The sequence below is a fragment of the Marinomonas foliarum genome (assembly GCF_016906065.1).
In the GTDB taxonomy this organism is placed as follows: Bacteria; Pseudomonadota; Gammaproteobacteria; order Pseudomonadales; family Marinomonadaceae; genus Marinomonas; species Marinomonas foliarum.
In genome coordinates, this window is the sequence record NZ_CP070273.1 from 3,731,662 (window position 1) to 3,748,609 (window position 16,948).

Below are 16,948 nucleotides of genomic sequence, written 5' to 3' on the forward strand. Positions count from 1 at the left end.
GAGAAAGTTTAAATGGCTGTAGGGTTGCATGATTTTCCTCTTATTCCTGAAATAAAAGGAATAAGAATTGGTGTTGCAGAGGCTGGAATTAAAAAGCCCAACAAAAAAGATGTTGTGATTTTTGAGTTATGCGAAGGTGCCTCTGTTGCTGGGGTTTTTACTCAAAATGCTTTTTGTGCAGCTCCTGTGCGTATTTGTCAGAAGCATTTAGGCTTGTCCGATGGCAGTCGTTATCTGCTAATTAATACAGGTAATGCAAACGCTGGTACGGGGAAATCAGGACTCGATACTGCTTTAAAAACTTGTGAGGTTTTGGCTCATGAGACTGGAGTGAGTGTCGAATCTATTTTGCCTTTCTCTACAGGTGTTATTGGTGAGCCGTTGCCAGTGGCGAAAATTGTTGCCGCTATTCCTAAAGCGCTTGAGAATTTATCAGGTGATAACTGGAAGTCAGCTGGTGTTGGCATTATGACTACCGATACTTTGCCAAAGGGTTCTGTTCGAACTTTTGAATTTGAAGATCGAACTTTTTCTATTGCGGGCATTTCAAAAGGTGCCGGCATGATTCGTCCTAATATGGCGACCATGCTGGGCTATGTTTGCAGTGATATTGCGATGGATGTTGAGGTGCTTCAGGCAATCTTGAAGGATGTGGTGAATAAGAGCTTTAACCGTATTACGGTTGATAGTGATACTTCCACCAATGACTCTTGTATTGCTGTGGCAACTGGCATGGCAGGAAACGCGAAAGTGACTTCTGTTGATGAGCCGCTAGCGCAAGCTTTTATTGCTGCCTTTACCGAGGTCATGCAAGAGTTGGCTCACGCTATTGTTCGTGATGGTGAGGGGGCAACTAAGTTTGTTACCGTTGAAGTTGTTGGTGCGGCTGTTGAGCCTGATGCGACAAAAGTTGCATTTGAAATTGCGCATTCGCCTCTGGTTAAGACGGCGCTTTTTGCTTCTGACCCGAATTGGGGTCGTATTTTGGCGGTCGTGGGTCGTGCTGGTGTTGATGGTTTAGATGTTGATCGTGTTCAACTTCACATCAATGGTTTTGAGGTGGCTCGTGATGGCGGCCGTTCTCCAGATTATTTAGAAGAGCATGGCAAGCAGGCAATGGCTCCAGAAGAAATACATGTAGTGCTCGACATGGGCATGGGGTCTGAATCTGACATTGTTTGGACGACTGATTTCTCGCATGAGTATGTCACTATTAATGCAGAGTACCGTACCTAATGCTGGTCAGGGTTGCAGCAGGTATTATTCTTCGAGATGATTCTGTTTTCATTGCTCTGCGCAAATCAAACCAGCATCAAGGTGGTTTGTGGGAATTTCCAGGTGGTAAGTGTGAGTCTACAGAGTCTCCGGAGAGTGCTTTAAGTAGAGAGCTAAAAGAGGAGTGTGGCATAGTTGTCACTGAGAGCTCTTTTTTTAAAACCATTGCCCACGATTATGGAGATAAGCAAGTTGAGCTTTGTTTTTATAAAGTAACAAAGTTTGACGGTGAGCCTATGGGTAGTGAAGGTCAGCAAGCTTCTTGGGTGCCAATTTCTGATTTGTCTTCATATGACTTTCCGGAAGCGAATAAAGAGATTGTTGCCGATTTGCTGCTTTCTTAGGTGGTAGTAATTCTTTTAGATTAAAAAAAGAGCTTCGGTTGAAGCTCTTTTTTTTGTTTTTAGCTCAGTATTTTTGCCAGTAATTTTCTTACTGTGCTGGGCTCAAAAGGTTTTCCGCAGATAGCATCAACCCCTTCTTGGGCGATATTTGATAGCTGACTGTCTTCTGCATTAGAGCTAACCATCAATATCGGTATATGTGCTAAAGATGGATCCAATCTAACGGCATCAGTAAGCTCTAGGCCATCCATTTCAGGCATATTATAGTCTGTAACAATAAGATCGAATTCCATTTCATTGAGTAGGAGTATTGCTTCCTTACCGTTTTCAGCAAATTGAATATCTTCAATTCCCATTGTGTTCAGCGTTTTGCTAATGTGCTTTCGCGCCATAAGGCTGTCGTCCGTGATAAGCACTCGCAGTGTTCTTGGGTCGAATAACTCTAAATCAATTTCTTCTTCAATAATTAAATCTAGAGTGGCGTGAATGGCTCTTTTTAAGTCTTTTTGGGTGAAAGGTTTAGGTAATATTGCAAGTACGCCTGATTGTCTAAGGTGTTCTAGATGTTCTCGATTTCTTTCGCTAGAAATTAACATGAAACACTGGCTTTCAGTGTCTGGGTCAGCGCGAATTTTATCAATAAGTTCATTTGCTGTTCCGTCAGGAAGATACATCGACGAAATAACTAGATCTGGCGGAAAAGAGGTGAGCAAGCTCATTGCTTCTTGGATGCTGTTTGCGTACTCGATTTGCTTTATGCCGGCATCTTCAAGCGCTTTTGTAATAATCTTTTTCTGAGTGTCTGACGGTTCTACTAGGAGAAAAGACAGGTCATTTATCGCTGCATAAGTGCTCATATTGTAAAGTTGCCTATTCTGTTTTGTGTTGTTACGACGTTTACTTGGACTATTTCGCGTTAATGGTTGCTTACTGCTTAATTTGATTATACTAAATAGGTTAACATGTTTTATCTAGTCTATTTGAATTGTGGGAGTGGTAATGTCGACGGCAAGTGCGTGTCATATCTTGGTAAAAACCAAAGCGGAAGCTGATTCATTAAAAGTTAAGTTGGATAAAGGAGCTGACTTTCATAAATTGGCCAAACAATTTTCAACTTGCCCTTCCGGTAAGAAGGGTGGAGATCTTGGTGAGTTTCGCAAAGGAGATATGGTTCCTGCTTTTGATAAGGCTGTATTTGGTGGGCCTCTTTATAAGATTCAGGGGCCAGTTAAAACACAGTTTGGTTTCCATTTAATTAAAGTGTTATATCGTTCGTAAGGGTGGGTGAAAATGAATAATTTAGTTCAACTAGATGGCTTGTATTATGTTGCACCTCAAATCTTGGTAGAAGATATAGAGACGTTAAAGGGTTTGGGGTTTGAAAAAATAATTAATAATCGCCCTGATTTAGAATCGGATGACCAGCCTACAGATAATGATTTGCGCGCTGAGGCTGAAGTACTGGGTCTTGAGTATGTTAGTAATCCAATTGACTTATCTAAGTTATCAAAAGAGCATGTTAGAGTTCAGGCTGAAGCATTAATTGACAGTAAAAAAACGTTGGCTTTTTGCCGTACAGGAACTCGCTCATCAGTATTGTGGCTGTTGTCTGAAAATGCCAAGGGTAAGTCGTCTGATGAGCTTAGTTCTTATGTGGCGGGGAAGGGGTTTGATCTTTCTCGATGTGCAGCTGCAATGGCGCCTTTGTTAAATAAATAGCGGTCAGTATGCTTCTGGGAATATCTGAGGTTTAACAGGCATTTTTCTTTCTTTGTGAATATGTAGTAATGGTAATTTATGGTTAGTCGACCGTCGTTAGAAACAGCCACAGCTTCTGATCCTGATCGTTTTGTTGAGCCGTTAGAGCTGGGGAAGCGTGTTAAGGAAATTCGCCTTGCAAGAGGGTGGACGCTGGAAGAAGTGGGGAAAAAGACTGGAATCGCACGCTCTACATTGTCGAAAATTGAAAATGATCAAGTCTCGCCTAGTTTTGCTATTGTTCAAAAGCTTATAAATGGTTTGGAAATGGATTTGCCTCAGTTGTTTGTTGAGGCGAGTGAGCATTCTATTGCTGGGCGAAGGGATGTGACGCGTAAAGGTCGAGGAGAGCCTCATCCTACAGCAACGTATGAGCATGAATTGCTGAATTTTTCTATCAGTCGTAAAAAAATGGTGCCCTTCAAGACTACTGTAAGAGCGAGGTCCTTTACAGAGTTTAAAGAGTGGGTGCGCCATGATGGGGAAGAGTTTCTATTGGTCTTGCGGGGGAAAATTAATTTTTTCTCTGAACTCTATGAGCCGATTGAATTAAAAGAAGGTGATAGTGTGTATTATGATGCATCTATGGGGCATGCCGTTGTTTCATTGTCGGCAAAAGATGCTGAAATACTTTGGGTTGTGGCCCGTTGATATATTAATTAATAATTTTTGAGAAGGTTGTATTGCGTTATGGAGCAGTGGGGATTAACAAGTTGGAGAGATAAAACGGCGCTGCAGCAGCCAGTTTATCCTAATGCTGAGCATTTGGCTCAGGTAGAGAATACATTAGGTAAAATGCCTCCTCTTGTTTTTGCAGGTGAAGCGCGTCAGCTTAAAAAGGCCTTGGCTCAAGTGGCTAATCGGCAGTCGTTTTTATTGCAAGGTGGTGATTGCGCGGAGAGTTTTGCGGAGTTTCATGCAAATAATATTCGCGACACGTTTAAAGTTATGCTGCAGATGGCTGTAGTTTTGACTTATGCGGGTAAGTGTCCTGTTGTGAAGGTTGGCCGTATGGCTGGTCAGTTTGCTAAGCCAAGATCTGCGGGTACAGAAGTGATTAATGGTGTTGAGCTGCCAAGTTATCGTGGTGACATTATTAATGGTATTGATTTCACCGAGCAAGCTCGTATTCCTGATCCTGAACGTCTGGTGCAAGTTTACAATCAGAGTGCTTCGACAATGAACTTGCTTCGTGCATTTTCACAAGGTGGCTTTGCGGATTTGCATCAAGTTCACCAGTGGAATTTGGACTTTTTAAGTGCAAGCCCTGCAGGCGGTCGCTATCAAGGTGTCGCAGATAAAATTGATGATGCTTTGCAATTTATGGAGGCTTGTGGTGTTGGTGCAGGCTTATCTCAGCTTAAGGAAACCGACTTTTATACGTCACACGAAGCTCTATTATTGCCTTATGAGCAGGCGTTAACTCGTAAAGACAGTTTGACTGGTGAGTGGTATGACTGTTCGGCTCATATGTTATGGATCGGCGACAGAACGCGTCAATTAGATGGTGCGCACGTTGAGTTTCTGCGTGGTGTTCAGAATCCTATTGGTGTGAAAGCTGGCCCGTCTATGGATCCTGAAGATCTATTGAAGTTGTGTGATGTTTTAAATCCAGATAATGAAGCGGGCCGTTTGAATATTATTGTTCGAATGGGTGCGGATAAAGTTGAAGATGGTATGCCTAAATTGATTCAGGCTATTCAGCGTGAAGGCAAGAACGTTGTGTGGAGTAGTGACCCAATGCATGGTAATACGGTTAAGGCTTCTACTGGCTATAAGACGCGTCGAGTGGATGATGTGTTAAAAGAAGTTCAGCAATTTTTTCAAGTGCATCATGCTGAAGGTAGTTACGCTGGCGGTGTTCATTTTGAAATGACAGGACAGAATGTTACTGAATGTGTGGGTGGTGCTTTTAAAGTGACTGAGGCGGATTTGGCTGATCGTTACCATACTCATTGTGATCCGAGGTTGAATGCTGATCAGTCATTAGAATTGGCGTTTATGATTTCTGAAACACTTAAGAAGGCGAGATCATAATTTTTCGCATTCCTTGATGGGATAAGTGATTATCGAAAAAAAGCTCAGTTAGATTTCTAACTGAGCTTTTTTATGGTTATCTGCTAAAGCTGTTAGCCTTTTCGGCGTCGGAAGGCTGATGTGGAAGATTTTGATGTCACATCAATCTTTGCCATGATCAGAGCCATTTCTTCTGCTTCTGCTTGTTGTTGTGATTTTAATTTTTCTTCACGTTCTTTTTTTGATGCTTTTTCAGCTTCGTTGAGCATTTTTTGTATGCTGGCTTTGCTTTTGGTTCGGGCTGGCGCTTTTTTCTTTTCCGGTTCCTTGGCAGCAGCTGCACCACTTAGTCTTTCTTCTCCAATAAGTTCGCCGAAGAAGGATTTGGCTGTTGGTGCTGGCTCAATCGTTTTTTTTGGCAGTTCAACTGTTTTTTTGGTTGCTGCTTTTCTTGTTTTCTTTGGCTGCTCTGCTGTTGATACACCATTAGCGTCAAACAATGCTTTTTTGCCAAAGCTTAAGCCGGCTGATTTTTCGGCTGTTTGAGCAATTTTGTAACCTCGTAAGCTTTCACCGTTATAGATTGATATATAGTCGGTTTCTAGTTCATACAATTCTTGCTTGTCGCTGGTTTCAAATAGTTCTTCGACGGTAAACGCCTCAATGCCATTCTCCCTAATGTCATTGTATAAAGGAAAATCTAGTCCTTCGTTTGTTGCTTCAACGTATTGTTCGAAACGTTGGAAGCCGCTATTGAAAGAAGTTCCAATATAGTGCTTTCCAGTGATGTTATTTGTGATTTTAAAAACGACCAAAATCGCTGCCTCTTACGTAATATCTTTTTAATAGCACATAAACCCCATTCACCTGAGGAGACCCAAAGGTGAATGGGGTTTATAAGAAATAGGGTTAGTGTTTTACGACGATATTTAAACCGTCGCGAACATTCAGATGAACGTTCTCAACTCGCTTGTCTTGCGCAATTAAGCGGTTGACTTGGTTGACAGCGAAATCGCTGTTTTCTTTTGGGTCTAGTACTCGTCCTTGCCATAGGGAGTTATCGATAATGATAAGTCCACCTGATCTCACAAGCGGTATTACTGCTTCGTAATAATTAAGGTAGTTGCGTTTATCTGCATCGATAAAGACAAGGTCAAATTGCCCGTCAAGGGATTTGATGGTGTCGAGGGCTGGGCCAAAAATCGCTTTGATTTTCTTACCGTGTTCGCTACGATCAAAAAAAGTTTGAGCAAATTCAATCGCTCGAGGGTTCGTTTCACAGCAAATAAGCTCACCATCTGAAGGCATGCCTTCTGCGATGGATAAAGCGGAATAGCCAGTAAACATGCCAATTTCAAGAGCACGCTTTGGCTGAGCTATTTTTGTTAATAGCTTCAGTGTGCGGCCAATGGTTTTTCCTGATAACTTATTCGGGTAGCCCATATCTGAGTAGGTTTTTTCAACCAGCTCAATTAAAAGCTCAGGTTCTGATTGAGTAGTCTCAATGCAGTAGTCGTCAAGAGTATTAAGATCCATAGTGCCTTTTAGAACGCGAAGTCTGTGTGAAACGGATGCCAATTTTACTCCGCGTGACGATAATGTCTATGGCTGAAACGTAGAAAAAAGGCTTGATTTTTGTGGATGTCCCATACATGCAGATAAAAAGGCGATTTAAATTAGATTCGCATGAATAATCGAAAAATGGTAATTTATGCGCTGAAATTTACATGTGCTCTTTGGTATGGAGCACCACTGACTCCGATAGGGGAATAAAATGCCTGTAATTACTTTGCCTGATGGCAGCCAACGTTCTTTTTCAAGCCCAGTCACTGTTATGCAAGTCGCCGAGGATATTGGTCCGGGTTTGGCTAAAGCAACAGTAGCAGGACGTATTAATGACCAGCTTGTTGATGCGTGCGAATTGATTTCTGAAGATGCGAAATTGAGCATTATCACAGGGAAAGATGCTGAGGGTGTAGAAATTATACGTCACTCATTTGCTCACCTTGTTGGTCATGCAGTTAAGCAGTTGTATCCAACCGCAGAAATGGCAATCGGTCCTGTGATTGAGCATGGTTTCTATTACGATATTTCATATGAGCGTCCTTTTACGCCGGATGATTTAGTGGCGATCGAGAAGCGCATGGGTGAATTGGTGAAAGCCGATTACGATGTTGTGAAAAAAATGACGCCTATTGCTGATGCTCGTCAACAGTTTGTTGATCGTGGTGAGTCCTATAAAGTCGCCTTGATCGATGATATGGATGAATCAGTCAAAGAAGTTGGATTGTACAATCACGAAGAATACATGGATATGTGTCGTGGTCCTCACGTGCCAAATACTCGTGTATTGCGTCATTTTAAATTAATGAAGTTGGCCGGCGCTTATTGGCGTGGCGACTCTAATAATGAAATGTTGCAACGTATTTATGGTACGGCTTGGAACGACAAAAAAGAATTAAAAGCTTATCTGACACGAATCGAAGAAGCTGAAAAGCGTGACCATCGTAAGTTGGGTAAGAAATTAGACCTTTTTCATGTGCAGGAAGAGGCACCTGGTATGGTGTTCTGGCATCCTAAAGGTTGGAGATTATATCAAGCTGTTGAGCAGTATATGCGTCAGAAGCAGATTGATAATAACTATCAAGAGGTGAAAACGCCTCAGATCGTTGATCGCGTGCTTTGGGAGAAGTCAGGGCATTGGGGTAAATATCACGAGAATATGTTTACAACGCATTCTGAAAATCGTGATTACGCCGTTAAACCGATGAACTGTCCATGTCATATACAAGTTTATAATCAAGGTCTTAAGAGCTACCGTGACCTGCCATTTCGTATGGCTGAGTTTGGCTCTTGTCACCGTAACGAACCTTCAGGCGCATTGCATGGCATTATGCGTGTTCGTAACTTTGTTCAAGATGATGGTCATATCTTTGTAACAGAAGGTCAAATTCAGTCAGAAGTTTCTGAGTTTATTGACCTGCTTCACGAAGTGTATGCGGATTTTGGCTTTGATAACATCGTGTATCGTTTATCGACACGCCCAGAACAACGGGTCGGTTCAGATGAAGTGTGGGATAAAGCTGAGAAAGCCTTGTCTGATGCATTGGACTCTGCAGGGCTTGATTGGGAAGAGTTACCAGGTGAAGGGGCTTTTTATGGTCCTAAAATTGAGTTTTCATTGAAAGATGCCATTGGCCGAGTTTGGCAGTGTGGTACTATTCAGGTTGATTTCTCGATGCCAACTCGCCTAGGTGCGCAATATGTATCGGAAGATGGCTCTCGTCAGACACCAGTTATGTTGCATCGTGCGATTGTTGGATCGCTTGAGCGCTTCATTGGTATTTTGATCGAAGAGACAGAAGGAGCCTTTCCGGTCTGGCTTGCGCCTGAACAAGTTGTTATCATGAACATTACTGATCGCCAAGCAGACTATTGTGCTGATTTGGAAAAAAGATTGAATTCAAATGGCTTTAGAGCAAAACTTGACTTGAGAAACGAGAAGATCGGGTTTAAAATCCGCGAGCATACTCTACAACGAGTGCCGTACATGATCGTTGTCGGTGATAAAGAGGTTGAGCAACAGCAGGTTGCTGTTCGAACTCGTACCGGTGATGACCTTGGAGTGATGAGCATTTCCGATTTTGAAGACTTGCTTCAAAAAGAAGTTGCTCGCCGTAGCCGTAAACAAGAAATGGAGATAGTACTATAAAAGGTAATATGAATCGTGGACGTGCCGCTAGTAAGCAGCGTCCTCTAATCAACGAAAACATTCGAGCTACCGAAGTGCGTTTGATCGCTGCTGATGGTGAACAAGTTGGCGTTGTCTCTCTAGAAGAGGCACTAAAAGCGGCTCAAGAGGCTACTTTAGACTTAGTGCAAATTGCTGATTCAGATCCGATTGTTTGCAAAATCATGGACTACGGTAAGCATATTTTTGAAGCGAAAAAAGCGAAAGCTGCTCAAAAGAAAAATGCTAAGCAGATCCAAGTAAAAGAAATGAAATTCCGTCCAGGGACGGAGGAAGGGGATTATCAGGTAAAACTCCGCAACCTGATACGTTTCCTTGAAGGCGGGGATAAGGCCAAAGTATCACTACGATACCGCGGTCGTGAAATGGCCCATCAGGAGCTTGGCATGCAACTTATGAATCGAGTCGCTCAAGACTTAGAGGAATATGGTGCAGTAGAGCAAGCCGCGAAAATGGAAGGTCGTCAATTGACGATGGTGCTAGGCCCCAAAAAGAAGAAGTAATTTTAAATAACTTGGCTTTAAGGGTTTCGGCTCTTAAAGACTGATTTATTAAGAAATTACACTAACATTAACGAATGCGAGAGTGGTTTTATCATGTCCAAAATTAAGTCACACAGTGGCGCAGCTAAGCGCTTCAAACGTACCGCGAATGGTTTTAAGCATAAGCAGTCTCATACTAGTCACATTTTGACTAAGAAATCGACTAAGCGTAAGCGTCATCTTCGTTCTATGAACCAGATTGCGCAAAGCGACAAAGCGTTAATTGTACGCATGTTGCCATACATCTAAGTCTAGATTTTTTTAGTTCATTAATTTATTAGTATAAGGTTTATATTATGCCTCGCGTAAAACGTGGTGTTCAGGCTCGTCGCCGTCACAAGAAGATTTTAAAGCAAGCTAAAGGTTACTACGGTGCACGTAGCCGTGTATTTCGTGTAGCAAAACAAGCTGTTATCAAAGCTGGTCAATACCAATACCGTGACCGTCGTCAGCGTAAACGTCAATTCCGCGCATTGTGGATTGCTCGTATTAACGCTGCTGCACGTATTAATGGTCTATCTTACAGCCGTTTCATTGCTGGCTTGAAAAAAGCGGCAATTGAAATCGATCGTAAGGTTTTGGCTGACCTAGCTGTGTACGAGAAAGAAGTTTTTGCTGCTATCGTTGAAAAAGCGAAAGCAAGCTTGGCTTAATTTCTGACGTAGCCTTAGGGTGATTCGATCTTGATAGATTCAATCTTAATAGAACGATCACTCAATGCAGTCTTTGATAGGGGAAGAGCCAATGGTTCTTCCCCTATTTTATTTTTTGGAGTGTATAAATGGAGAACCTAAAGCAGATTCTTGCTGATGCGCTAAGCGCAGTGGCTGCATCTGAGAGTGAGTCCGCGTTAGATGATGTACGAGTGCATTATTTAGGCAAAAAGGGCGCACTGACTGCTTTGTTGAAACAGCTTGGTAATGTCTCAGCAGAAGAGCGACCAAAGTTTGGTCAGATGGTCAACGAAGCAAAAGATCAAGTTCAGCAGAAAATTACTGAACGTAAAGCTTCTCTTGCTAAAGCAGCGCTTGACGCGAAGCTTGCAACAGAAACAATCGATATCTCCTTGTCTGGTAAGGGTCAGGAAGTGGGTGGTTTGCATCCAGTGACTCGTACAATGGAGCGTATTGAAACTTTTTTTCGTGGAATTGGCTTTGATGTGGCTGCAGGGCCAGAAATCGAAGATGATTATCACAACTTTGAAGCTCTAAACATTCCAGCGCATCACCCTGCGCGTGCAATGCAAGATACCTTCTATTTTAATCCGACAACCGTACTAAGAACACATACATCTCCTGTTCAAGTGCGCACCATGGAAACGACGCAGCCGCCAATTCGAATTATTTGTCCTGGTCGAGTATATCGTTGTGATTCGGATCAGACGCATACCCCTATGTTTCATCAGGTTGAAGGTCTATTGATCGACGAAAATATTTCGTTTGCTGATCTGAAGGGGATTTTGCAGCAATTTTTGAATGTCTTCTTTGAAGATGATTTAAAAGTTCGCTTCCGACCAAGTTACTTTCCATTTACTGAGCCTTCAATAGAAGTGGATATCATGCGAACCAATAGCAAAGGCGAAGAGTCTTGGCTGGAAGTGTTAGGTTGCGGCATGGTGCACCCGAAAGTGCTTGAAATGTCAGGAATTGATTCTGAGAAATACACTGGTTTTGCTTTTGGCATGGGCGTTGAGCGTTTTGCGATGCTGCGCTACAAAGTAGACGACCTTCGTATGTTCTTCGAAAACGATTTGCGCTTCCTTAAACAATTCAAGTAACCAGTCGACCTAGGATGTTTTTATGAAAATTAGTGAGAATTGGCTAAGAGAGTGGGTCAATCCAGACATCAGTAGCGATGATTTGGTTGCTCAGATAACGTTAGCTGGCCTTGAAGTGGATGAAGTGTTACCTGTTGCCTCTGAATTTTCAGGTGTGGTAGTAGGGGAGATTATCGGAGCTGAGCCTCATCCGAATGCTGATAAGTTGCAAGTTTGTCAGGTGTCTGATGGCGTAGATGTTTTTCAGGTAGTTTGTGGTGCGCCAAATGCGCGTCCAGGTATCAAGATTCCATTTGCTAAAATTGGCGCTGTTCTAGGTGCAGATTTTAAAATTAAAAAAGCCAAACTTCGTCAAGTAGAGTCTTTTGGTATGTTGTGCTCAGCCTCTGAATTGGGATTGAGCGACGACCATGATGGCATTATGGAATTACCAGCTATTGCGAAAGCGGGCGAAGACTTCCGTGCTTTTTTGAATCTTGATGATCAGATTATTGATGTAGATTTAACCCCTAACCGTAGCGACTGTTTAAGTGTTGCTGGCTTGGCTCGCGAAGTCGGAGTTTTGAATAAGACTGATGTGACGCCTGTTAAAATCACACCAACTGATGTTGTTGTTGATGATGCTTTCCCTGTGAAAGTAGAAGCGACAGAAGCTTGTCCTCGTTACCTGGGCCGTGTTGTGCGTGGTGTCAATGTTGCTGCTCAAACGCCTTTGTGGATGGTTGAAAAGCTTCGTCGCAGTGGTATTCGTTCTATCGACCCAATTGTAGATATCACTAACTATGTGATGTTGGAATTGGGGCAGCCAATGCATGCTTTTGATCTAGCGAATCTATCCGGCTCTATTGTTGTGCGAATGGCCAATAAAGATGAAAAAATCGTCTTGCTTGACGGTCAGGAAGTAGTACTTCGCTCAGATACTTTGGTAATCGCTGATGAAAAATCACCTCTAGCCATTGCTGGTGTAATGGGTGGCGAAGGATCGGGTGTTAACGAAGCAACAAAAGATATTTTCCTTGAAAGTGCTTTCTTTGCGCCATTGACTTTGGCGGGTAAGGCGCGTTCTTATGGATTGCATACTGATTCCTCTCATCGATTTGAGCGCGGTGTCGATGCAACGCTTCAGGAGCGAGCTTTAGAGCGAGCGACTGCGTTAGTTGTCGAAATTGCTGGCGGCCAAGTAGGTCCTATAACTCATGCTGTGAGTGAGTCGTCTTTACCTGAAGCTGCAGTTGTTACTTTGCGTCGTAAAAAGCTTGATCAGTATTTGGCGATGTCTATCGATAAAGACTTGGTGACGGATATTTTAACTCGTCTTGGTCTAGAGATGGTTGAAGTGACGGATGATGCTTGGACAACAAAAGCGCCATCACATCGTTTTGATATCGCAATAGAAGCGGATTTGATTGAAGAGGTTGCTCGTATCTACGGTTATGACAATCTTCCGTCTTCAATGCCTCAGGCGGCAGTGAATTTTACGCCTCTGTCTGAAACAAAAACTCAGATTCAAGTGATGCGCTCTATTTTAGTATCGCAGGGTTATCAAGAAGCAGTAACTTATAGCTTTATTGATCCTGTCTTGAGTAAGCAGTTTTTACCTAATATCGAGCCTGTGCCGTTGGCAAACCCAATATCAGCAGATATGGGTGTCATGCGTCCAAGTTTGGTGCCAGGTTTGGTTAAAGCCTATCTTTACAATCAAAATCGTCAACAGTCCCGTGTTCGCTTGTTTGAAACAGGTCGTCGCTTTATTGGTACGGTTGATGCGCTAGCGGATTTGGATCAGCAGCAACAAGTAGCTGGTTTAATCGCAGGTACTCGCCATGCTGAAGCTTGGTATCATGGTAGCGAGAAGGTCGATTTTTATGACCTTAAAGCACACATCGAAGCCTTGTTTGCATTGAATGATGGTGGGAAACCTACGTATGAGCGTTCTAGTTGTGAGTTTTTACATCCAGGCCGTTCGGCTGATATCTTTTTAGATGGTAGGTTTGTTGGTTTGATGGGGGAGTTGCACCCACAGCTGTCTAAGACATTAGGTGCCAATCAGCCAATCTATGTATTTGATATTGCATTAGATGCTGTACTGAATGCGACGTTGCCTGAGTACGAAGCCGTTTCTCGTTTTCCTGAGGTTCGTCGTGACCTAGCGTTATTGGTTGATCGCACTGTACCTGTTAGCGAGTTGGAGAAGGTGATTTCTGCAACGGCGGGTGACGCGTTCAAAAATGTGTTGGTTTTTGATGTATATCAGGGCCAAGGTATTGATGAAACGAAAAAAAGTGTCGCTTTAGGCTTGACGTGGCAGCATCCTTCACACACTCTTAGTGATGAAGAAGTGAACAATTCTGTCGAAAAAACTGTTGCGGCATTATCAGAGCAATTGGGAGCCGTTGTAAGGGGGTAGATTTATGGGATCGTTGACGAAAGCGGACCTTGCTGAAAACTTAGTGGATTCAATTGGTCTGAGTAAAAAAGATGCGAAAGATCTTGTTGAGGGGTTTTTCGAGGTTGTTCGTAGTTCACTAATAGAGCGGCAGCAAGTTAAGTTGTCGGGCTTTGGTAATTTTGAAGTGCGAGAAAAGAGTCAGCGACCAGGTCGAAATCCTAAGACGGGAGAAGAGATCCCTATTACGGCACGTACTGTCGTTACTTTTCGGCCTGGGCAGAAGCTTAAGTCAAAAGTAGAAGACTATATGCAAGAGTGATTTTTGAAGTCACTAAAAGGCCACCCAGTAGGGTGGCCTTTTTTATATGCTGCTAATCCGATAGCCCTTATTTGTCATCAACTCTGTCTAGAAGAGCTTTTTGCTTTAATCGATACCTAGATAAAGTAGAAAGATATTTAGATCAATGTTTAAGCAATCAATTTTGAATATTCTACTGTCATGATTAAATTGAAAAAAAGTTTATAAAAGTCTTCCCTTTTCAATTCGTTATAGTAATATACGCACCCGCTGGCAGGGACAGAGTTTAACTCTTCAACTGTTGGTTTCGGGGCGTAGCGCAGCCTGGTAGCGCACTAGCATGGGGTGCTAGTGGTCGCAGGTTCAAATCCTGCCGTCCCGACCAAAAATTGAGAAATGCCGCTATAGCTCAGTTGGTAGAGCATCTGACTTGTAATCAGAGGGTCCCGAGTTCGACTCTTGGTGGCGGCACCATTTTTGGTCAAAGTTTCTTTCTTTAGAAATAAAGAGCAGAGATAAAAAAAGATTTTGCTTTTATTGAAGCCGCTATAGCTCAGTTGGTAGAGCATCTGACTTGTAATCAGAGGGTCCCGAGTTCGACTCTTGGTGGCGGCACCACTTCTTAGGAAGTAATTTAAAAGTGAACTGCGTCATGTAATGCCGCTATAGCTCAGTTGGTAGAGCATCTGACTTGTAATCAGAGGGTCCCGAGTTCGACTCTTGGTGGCGGCACCATTTGCTTGCGATATGTGAGTAAATTTAAAGATTTGATTTAGCGTTAAGCCGCTATAGCTCAGTTGGTAGAGCATCTGACTTGTAATCAGAGGGTCCCGAGTTCGACTCTTGGTGGCGGCACCACTACTTAATAAAGTAAGTTGGAATAATAACGTTAAGCAATGATTGGGTGTGTAGCTCAGTTGGGAGAGCGTCGCCCTTACAAGGCGAATGTCGGGAGTTCGAACCTCTCCACACCCACCACTACTAAGCAGTGGTACTTATGAGTAATAAGTAAAAAGCTAGATTGTGTTGGAGTGGTAGTTCAGTTGGTTAGAATACCTGCCTGTCACGCAGGGGGTCGCGGGTTCGAGTCCCGTCCATTCCGCCATTACTTACTAAAGTGTGGCAAAGAGTTAAAGGTAACTTAATGGTTATCTAGAAATGGGTGTGTAGCTCAGTTAAGAGTTTTATCTTAACAAGGCGCATATCAGAGGGAGTTAAGAACTCCACATCTCATAGATGTAAAATATGATTGGGTGTGTAGCTCAGTTGGGAGAGCGTCGCCCTTACAAGGCGAATGTCGGGAGTTCGAACCTCTCCACACCCACCACTTACTAAGCAGTGGTACTTATGAGTAATAAGTAAAAAGCTAGATTGTGTTGGAGTGGTAGTTCAGTTGGTTAGAATACCTGCCTGTCACGCAGGGGGTCGCGGGTTCGAGTCCCGTCCATTCCGCCATTACTTATTAAAGTGTGGCAAAGAGTTGAATTTACGAGCGGGTGTGTAGCTCAGTTGGGAGAGCGTCGCCCTTACAAGGCGAATGTCGGGAGTTCGAACCTCTCCACACCCACCACTTACTAGACAGTGGGCTTCTTACTCAGGTAAAAGCAAAAATACTAGATTGTGTTGGAGTGGTAGTTCAGTTGGTTAGAATACCTGCCTGTCACGCAGGGGGTCGCGGGTTCGAGTCCCGTCCATTCCGCCATTACTTACTAAAGTGTGGCAAAGAGTTAAAGGTAACTTAATGGTTATCTAGAAATGGGTGTGTAGCTCAGTTAAGAGTTTTATCTTAACAAGGCGCATATCAGAGGGAGTTAAGAACTCCACATCTCATAGATGTAAAATATGATTGGGTGTGTAGCTCAGTTGGGAGAGCGTCGCCCTTACAAGGCGAATGTCGGGAGTTCGAACCTCTCCACACCCACCACTTACTAAGCAGTGGTACTTATGAGTAATAAGTAAAAAGCTAGATTGTGTTGGAGTGGTAGTTCAGTTGGTTAGAATACCTGCCTGTCACGCAGGGGGTCGCGGGTTCGAGTCCCGTCCATTCCGCCATTACTTACTAAAGTGTGGCAAAGAGTTAAAGGTAACTTAATGGTTATCTAGAAATGGGTGTGTAGCTCAGTTAAGAGTTTTATCTTAACAAGGCGCATATCAGAGGGAGTTAAGAACTCCACATCTCATAGATGTAAAATATGATTGGGTGTGTAGCTCAGTTGGGAGAGCGTCGCCCTTACAAGGCGAATGTCGGGAGTTCGAACCTCTCCACACCCACCACTTACTAAGCAGTGGTACTTATGAGTAATAAGTAAAAAGCTAGATTGTGTTGGAGTGGTAGTTCAGTTGGTTAGAATACCTGCCTGTCACGCAGGGGGTCGCGGGTTCGAGTCCCGTCCATTCCGCCATTTTCCTTAGTTCTAATATATAAATCTATTAACTCAGGAAAAGGTAACTCCACATCTTATAGATGTAAAATATGATTGGGTGTGTAGCTCAGTTGGGAGAGCGTCGCCCTTACAAGGCGAATGTCGGGAGTTCGAACCTCTCCACACCCACCATCTATTTCTTCATTAATATCTCTTATAAGAGTTTTCATTGCTTCTTTTTACCTTTTAATTACTCTCTGCTTAAACACATTTCTGTCTTAACTCTCTGTGTCAAAATTTTATAGCTCTTAAGTGTAATAACGATTTAGATAAAGCTTGATAGGTTTTCTGGCTTGCTTGTGTTGCAGTCTGCTATTTTTAATTTGATGAGATAATTTACAAATATTGTATTGCGTAAGACATACTTACTGGTAA

The 16,948-nt window shown here is 42.9% G+C and carries 16 protein-coding genes and 16 tRNA genes; 29 read left to right on the plus strand and 3 right to left on the minus strand.

All coding sequences use genetic code 11. The features are described from left to right. The first annotated feature begins 12 nt into the window (after positions 1 to 12). Positions 13 to 1,236: a bifunctional glutamate N-acetyltransferase/amino-acid acetyltransferase ArgJ gene (argJ, locus tag JSY38_RS17230; protein ID WP_205114395.1), complete on the plus strand. Its 1,224-nt coding sequence runs from the start codon at positions 13 to 15 to the stop codon at positions 1,234 to 1,236. Continuing rightward, the gene (gene mutT, locus JSY38_RS17235; protein ID WP_114411098.1) at positions 1,236 to 1,619 is read left to right on the plus strand and encodes an 8-oxo-dGTP diphosphatase MutT; all 384 of its coding nucleotides are present in this window, start codon (positions 1,236 to 1,238) and stop codon (positions 1,617 to 1,619) included. Before argJ ends, mutT begins: the two co-directional genes overlap by 1 nt. Before the next feature lie 59 nt (positions 1,620 to 1,678). Here the strand turns inward: mutT and JSY38_RS17240 are convergent, their stop codons facing one another. Beyond that, positions 1,679 to 2,476, minus strand: coding sequence for a response regulator (locus JSY38_RS17240; protein WP_205114397.1), 798 nt, complete (start codon positions 2,474 to 2,476; stop codon positions 1,679 to 1,681). A gap of 142 nt (positions 2,477 to 2,618) precedes the next feature. Between JSY38_RS17240 and ppiC the strand changes: the two genes are divergently transcribed. The 4 genes from ppiC (at position 2,619) to JSY38_RS17260 (ending at position 5,414) form a co-directional block, all read left to right on the plus strand. Further along, positions 2,619 to 2,897, plus strand: coding sequence for a peptidylprolyl isomerase PpiC (gene ppiC, locus JSY38_RS17245; protein WP_205114399.1), 279 nt, complete (start codon positions 2,619 to 2,621; stop codon positions 2,895 to 2,897). A gap of 12 nt (positions 2,898 to 2,909) precedes the next feature. After that, entirely contained in the window at positions 2,910 to 3,338 is a 429-nt protein-coding gene (locus tag JSY38_RS17250; RefSeq protein ID WP_114411095.1) for a protein tyrosine phosphatase family protein, read from the plus strand. 78 nt (positions 3,339 to 3,416) lie between these two features. After that, positions 3,417 to 4,028, plus strand: a complete 612-nt coding sequence (locus JSY38_RS17255) for a helix-turn-helix domain-containing protein (RefSeq protein WP_114411094.1) — start codon at positions 3,417 to 3,419, stop codon at positions 4,026 to 4,028. A 39-nt stretch (positions 4,029 to 4,067) separates the two neighbouring features. Then, entirely contained in the window at positions 4,068 to 5,414 is a 1,347-nt protein-coding gene (locus tag JSY38_RS17260; protein WP_205114401.1) for a class II 3-deoxy-7-phosphoheptulonate synthase, read from the plus strand. Between the two features lie 92 nt (positions 5,415 to 5,506). On the opposite strand, the gene JSY38_RS17265 is transcribed toward JSY38_RS17260, so the two are convergent. After that, entirely contained in the window at positions 5,507 to 6,208 is a 702-nt protein-coding gene (locus JSY38_RS17265) for a GIY-YIG nuclease family protein (RefSeq protein WP_114411092.1), read from the minus strand. A gap of 94 nt (positions 6,209 to 6,302) precedes the next feature. Further along, a complete protein-coding gene (locus JSY38_RS17270) occupies positions 6,303 to 6,929 on the minus strand; it encodes an O-methyltransferase (protein WP_114411091.1) in 627 nt (208 codons plus the stop codon). Between the two features lie 238 nt (positions 6,930 to 7,167). On the opposite strand from JSY38_RS17270, the gene thrS reads away from it, so the two are divergent. The 23 genes from thrS (at position 7,168) to JSY38_RS17385 (ending at position 16,705) form a co-directional block, all read left to right on the plus strand. After that, positions 7,168 to 9,105 carry a threonine--tRNA ligase gene (gene thrS / locus JSY38_RS17275; RefSeq protein ID WP_205114403.1) on the plus strand — a complete coding sequence of 646 codons (1,938 nt, stop codon included), beginning with the start codon at positions 7,168 to 7,170 and terminating at the stop codon, positions 9,103 to 9,105. Positions 9,106 to 9,113: 8 nt separating this feature from the next. Next, a complete protein-coding gene (gene infC / locus JSY38_RS17280) occupies positions 9,114 to 9,647 on the plus strand; it encodes a translation initiation factor IF-3 (RefSeq protein WP_114411089.1) in 534 nt (177 codons plus the stop codon). A gap of 93 nt (positions 9,648 to 9,740) precedes the next feature. After that, on the plus strand, positions 9,741 to 9,935 hold the full coding sequence (rpmI, locus tag JSY38_RS17285) for a 50S ribosomal protein L35 (RefSeq protein ID WP_012070284.1): 195 nt from the start codon (positions 9,741 to 9,743) through the stop codon (positions 9,933 to 9,935). Positions 9,936 to 9,982: 47 nt separating this feature from the next. Continuing rightward, positions 9,983 to 10,339 carry a 50S ribosomal protein L20 gene (rplT, locus tag JSY38_RS17290; RefSeq protein ID WP_024023333.1) on the plus strand — a complete coding sequence of 119 codons (357 nt, stop codon included), beginning with the start codon at positions 9,983 to 9,985 and terminating at the stop codon, positions 10,337 to 10,339. 128 nt (positions 10,340 to 10,467) lie between these two features. After that, positions 10,468 to 11,463, plus strand: coding sequence for a phenylalanine--tRNA ligase subunit alpha (gene pheS, locus JSY38_RS17295; protein ID WP_114411088.1), 996 nt, complete (start codon positions 10,468 to 10,470; stop codon positions 11,461 to 11,463). A gap of 22 nt (positions 11,464 to 11,485) precedes the next feature. Next, the gene (pheT, locus tag JSY38_RS17300; protein WP_205114405.1) at positions 11,486 to 13,870 is read left to right on the plus strand and encodes a phenylalanine--tRNA ligase subunit beta; all 2,385 of its coding nucleotides are present in this window, start codon (positions 11,486 to 11,488) and stop codon (positions 13,868 to 13,870) included. Between the two features lie 4 nt (positions 13,871 to 13,874). Beyond that, positions 13,875 to 14,171: an integration host factor subunit alpha gene (locus JSY38_RS17305; protein ID WP_110571937.1), complete on the plus strand. Its 297-nt coding sequence runs from the start codon at positions 13,875 to 13,877 to the stop codon at positions 14,169 to 14,171. A gap of 287 nt (positions 14,172 to 14,458) precedes the next feature. Then, positions 14,459 to 14,535, plus strand: a tRNA-Pro gene (locus tag JSY38_RS17310). Positions 14,536 to 14,548: 13 nt separating this feature from the next. Continuing rightward, positions 14,549 to 14,624: transfer RNA gene (locus tag JSY38_RS17315), tRNA-Thr, on the plus strand. Positions 14,625 to 14,692: 68 nt separating this feature from the next. After that, positions 14,693 to 14,768: transfer RNA gene (locus tag JSY38_RS17320), tRNA-Thr, on the plus strand. Between the two features lie 41 nt (positions 14,769 to 14,809). Beyond that, positions 14,810 to 14,885: transfer RNA gene (locus tag JSY38_RS17325), tRNA-Thr, on the plus strand. 47 nt (positions 14,886 to 14,932) lie between these two features. Next, positions 14,933 to 15,008: transfer RNA gene (locus tag JSY38_RS17330), tRNA-Thr, on the plus strand. Positions 15,009 to 15,052: 44 nt separating this feature from the next. Continuing rightward, positions 15,053 to 15,128 (plus strand) — tRNA-Val (locus JSY38_RS17335). Between the two features lie 50 nt (positions 15,129 to 15,178). Then, a tRNA-Asp gene (locus JSY38_RS17340) sits at positions 15,179 to 15,255 on the plus strand. A 146-nt stretch (positions 15,256 to 15,401) separates the two neighbouring features. Beyond that, positions 15,402 to 15,477 (plus strand) — tRNA-Val (locus JSY38_RS17345). A gap of 51 nt (positions 15,478 to 15,528) precedes the next feature. Beyond that, positions 15,529 to 15,605: transfer RNA gene (locus JSY38_RS17350), tRNA-Asp, on the plus strand. A 39-nt stretch (positions 15,606 to 15,644) separates the two neighbouring features. After that, positions 15,645 to 15,720 (plus strand) — tRNA-Val (locus JSY38_RS17355). Positions 15,721 to 15,775: 55 nt separating this feature from the next. Beyond that, a tRNA-Asp gene (locus tag JSY38_RS17360) sits at positions 15,776 to 15,852 on the plus strand. Between the two features lie 146 nt (positions 15,853 to 15,998). After that, positions 15,999 to 16,074 (plus strand) — tRNA-Val (locus tag JSY38_RS17365). Positions 16,075 to 16,125: 51 nt separating this feature from the next. After that, positions 16,126 to 16,202, plus strand: a tRNA-Asp gene (locus tag JSY38_RS17370). A gap of 146 nt (positions 16,203 to 16,348) precedes the next feature. After that, a tRNA-Val gene (locus tag JSY38_RS17375) sits at positions 16,349 to 16,424 on the plus strand. Between the two features lie 51 nt (positions 16,425 to 16,475). Continuing rightward, a tRNA-Asp gene (locus JSY38_RS17380) sits at positions 16,476 to 16,552 on the plus strand. Between the two features lie 77 nt (positions 16,553 to 16,629). After that, positions 16,630 to 16,705, plus strand: a tRNA-Val gene (locus JSY38_RS17385). Positions 16,706 to 16,948 lie beyond the last annotated feature (243 nt).

What these genes read in the sequence shown, in the direction of transcription:
- argJ (WP_205114395.1), top strand. Translation starts at nt 13, where the DNA reads ATGGCTGTAGGGTTGCATGATTTTCCTCTTATTCCTGAAATAAAAGGA.
- mutT (WP_114411098.1), top strand. Translation starts at nt 1,236, where the DNA reads ATGCTGGTCAGGGTTGCAGCAGGTATTATTCTTCGAGATGATTCTGTT.
- JSY38_RS17240 (WP_205114397.1), bottom strand. Translation starts at nt 2,476, where the DNA reads ATGAGCACTTATGCAGCGATAAATGACCTGTCTTTTCTCCTAGTAGAA.
- ppiC (WP_205114399.1), top strand. Translation starts at nt 2,619, where the DNA reads ATGTCGACGGCAAGTGCGTGTCATATCTTGGTAAAAACCAAAGCGGAA.
- JSY38_RS17250 (WP_114411095.1), top strand. Translation starts at nt 2,910, where the DNA reads ATGAATAATTTAGTTCAACTAGATGGCTTGTATTATGTTGCACCTCAA.
- JSY38_RS17255 (WP_114411094.1), top strand. Translation starts at nt 3,417, where the DNA reads ATGGTTAGTCGACCGTCGTTAGAAACAGCCACAGCTTCTGATCCTGAT.
- JSY38_RS17260 (WP_205114401.1), top strand. Translation starts at nt 4,068, where the DNA reads ATGGAGCAGTGGGGATTAACAAGTTGGAGAGATAAAACGGCGCTGCAG.
- JSY38_RS17270 (WP_114411091.1), bottom strand. Translation starts at nt 6,929, where the DNA reads ATGGATCTTAATACTCTTGACGACTACTGCATTGAGACTACTCAATCA.
- thrS (WP_205114403.1), top strand. Translation starts at nt 7,168, where the DNA reads ATGCCTGTAATTACTTTGCCTGATGGCAGCCAACGTTCTTTTTCAAGC.
- infC (WP_114411089.1), top strand. Translation starts at nt 9,114, where the DNA reads ATGAATCGTGGACGTGCCGCTAGTAAGCAGCGTCCTCTAATCAACGAA.
- rpmI (WP_012070284.1), top strand. Translation starts at nt 9,741, where the DNA reads ATGTCCAAAATTAAGTCACACAGTGGCGCAGCTAAGCGCTTCAAACGT.
- rplT (WP_024023333.1), top strand. Translation starts at nt 9,983, where the DNA reads ATGCCTCGCGTAAAACGTGGTGTTCAGGCTCGTCGCCGTCACAAGAAG.
- pheS (WP_114411088.1), top strand. Translation starts at nt 10,468, where the DNA reads ATGGAGAACCTAAAGCAGATTCTTGCTGATGCGCTAAGCGCAGTGGCT.
- pheT (WP_205114405.1), top strand. Translation starts at nt 11,486, where the DNA reads ATGAAAATTAGTGAGAATTGGCTAAGAGAGTGGGTCAATCCAGACATC.
- JSY38_RS17305 (WP_110571937.1), top strand. Translation starts at nt 13,875, where the DNA reads ATGGGATCGTTGACGAAAGCGGACCTTGCTGAAAACTTAGTGGATTCA.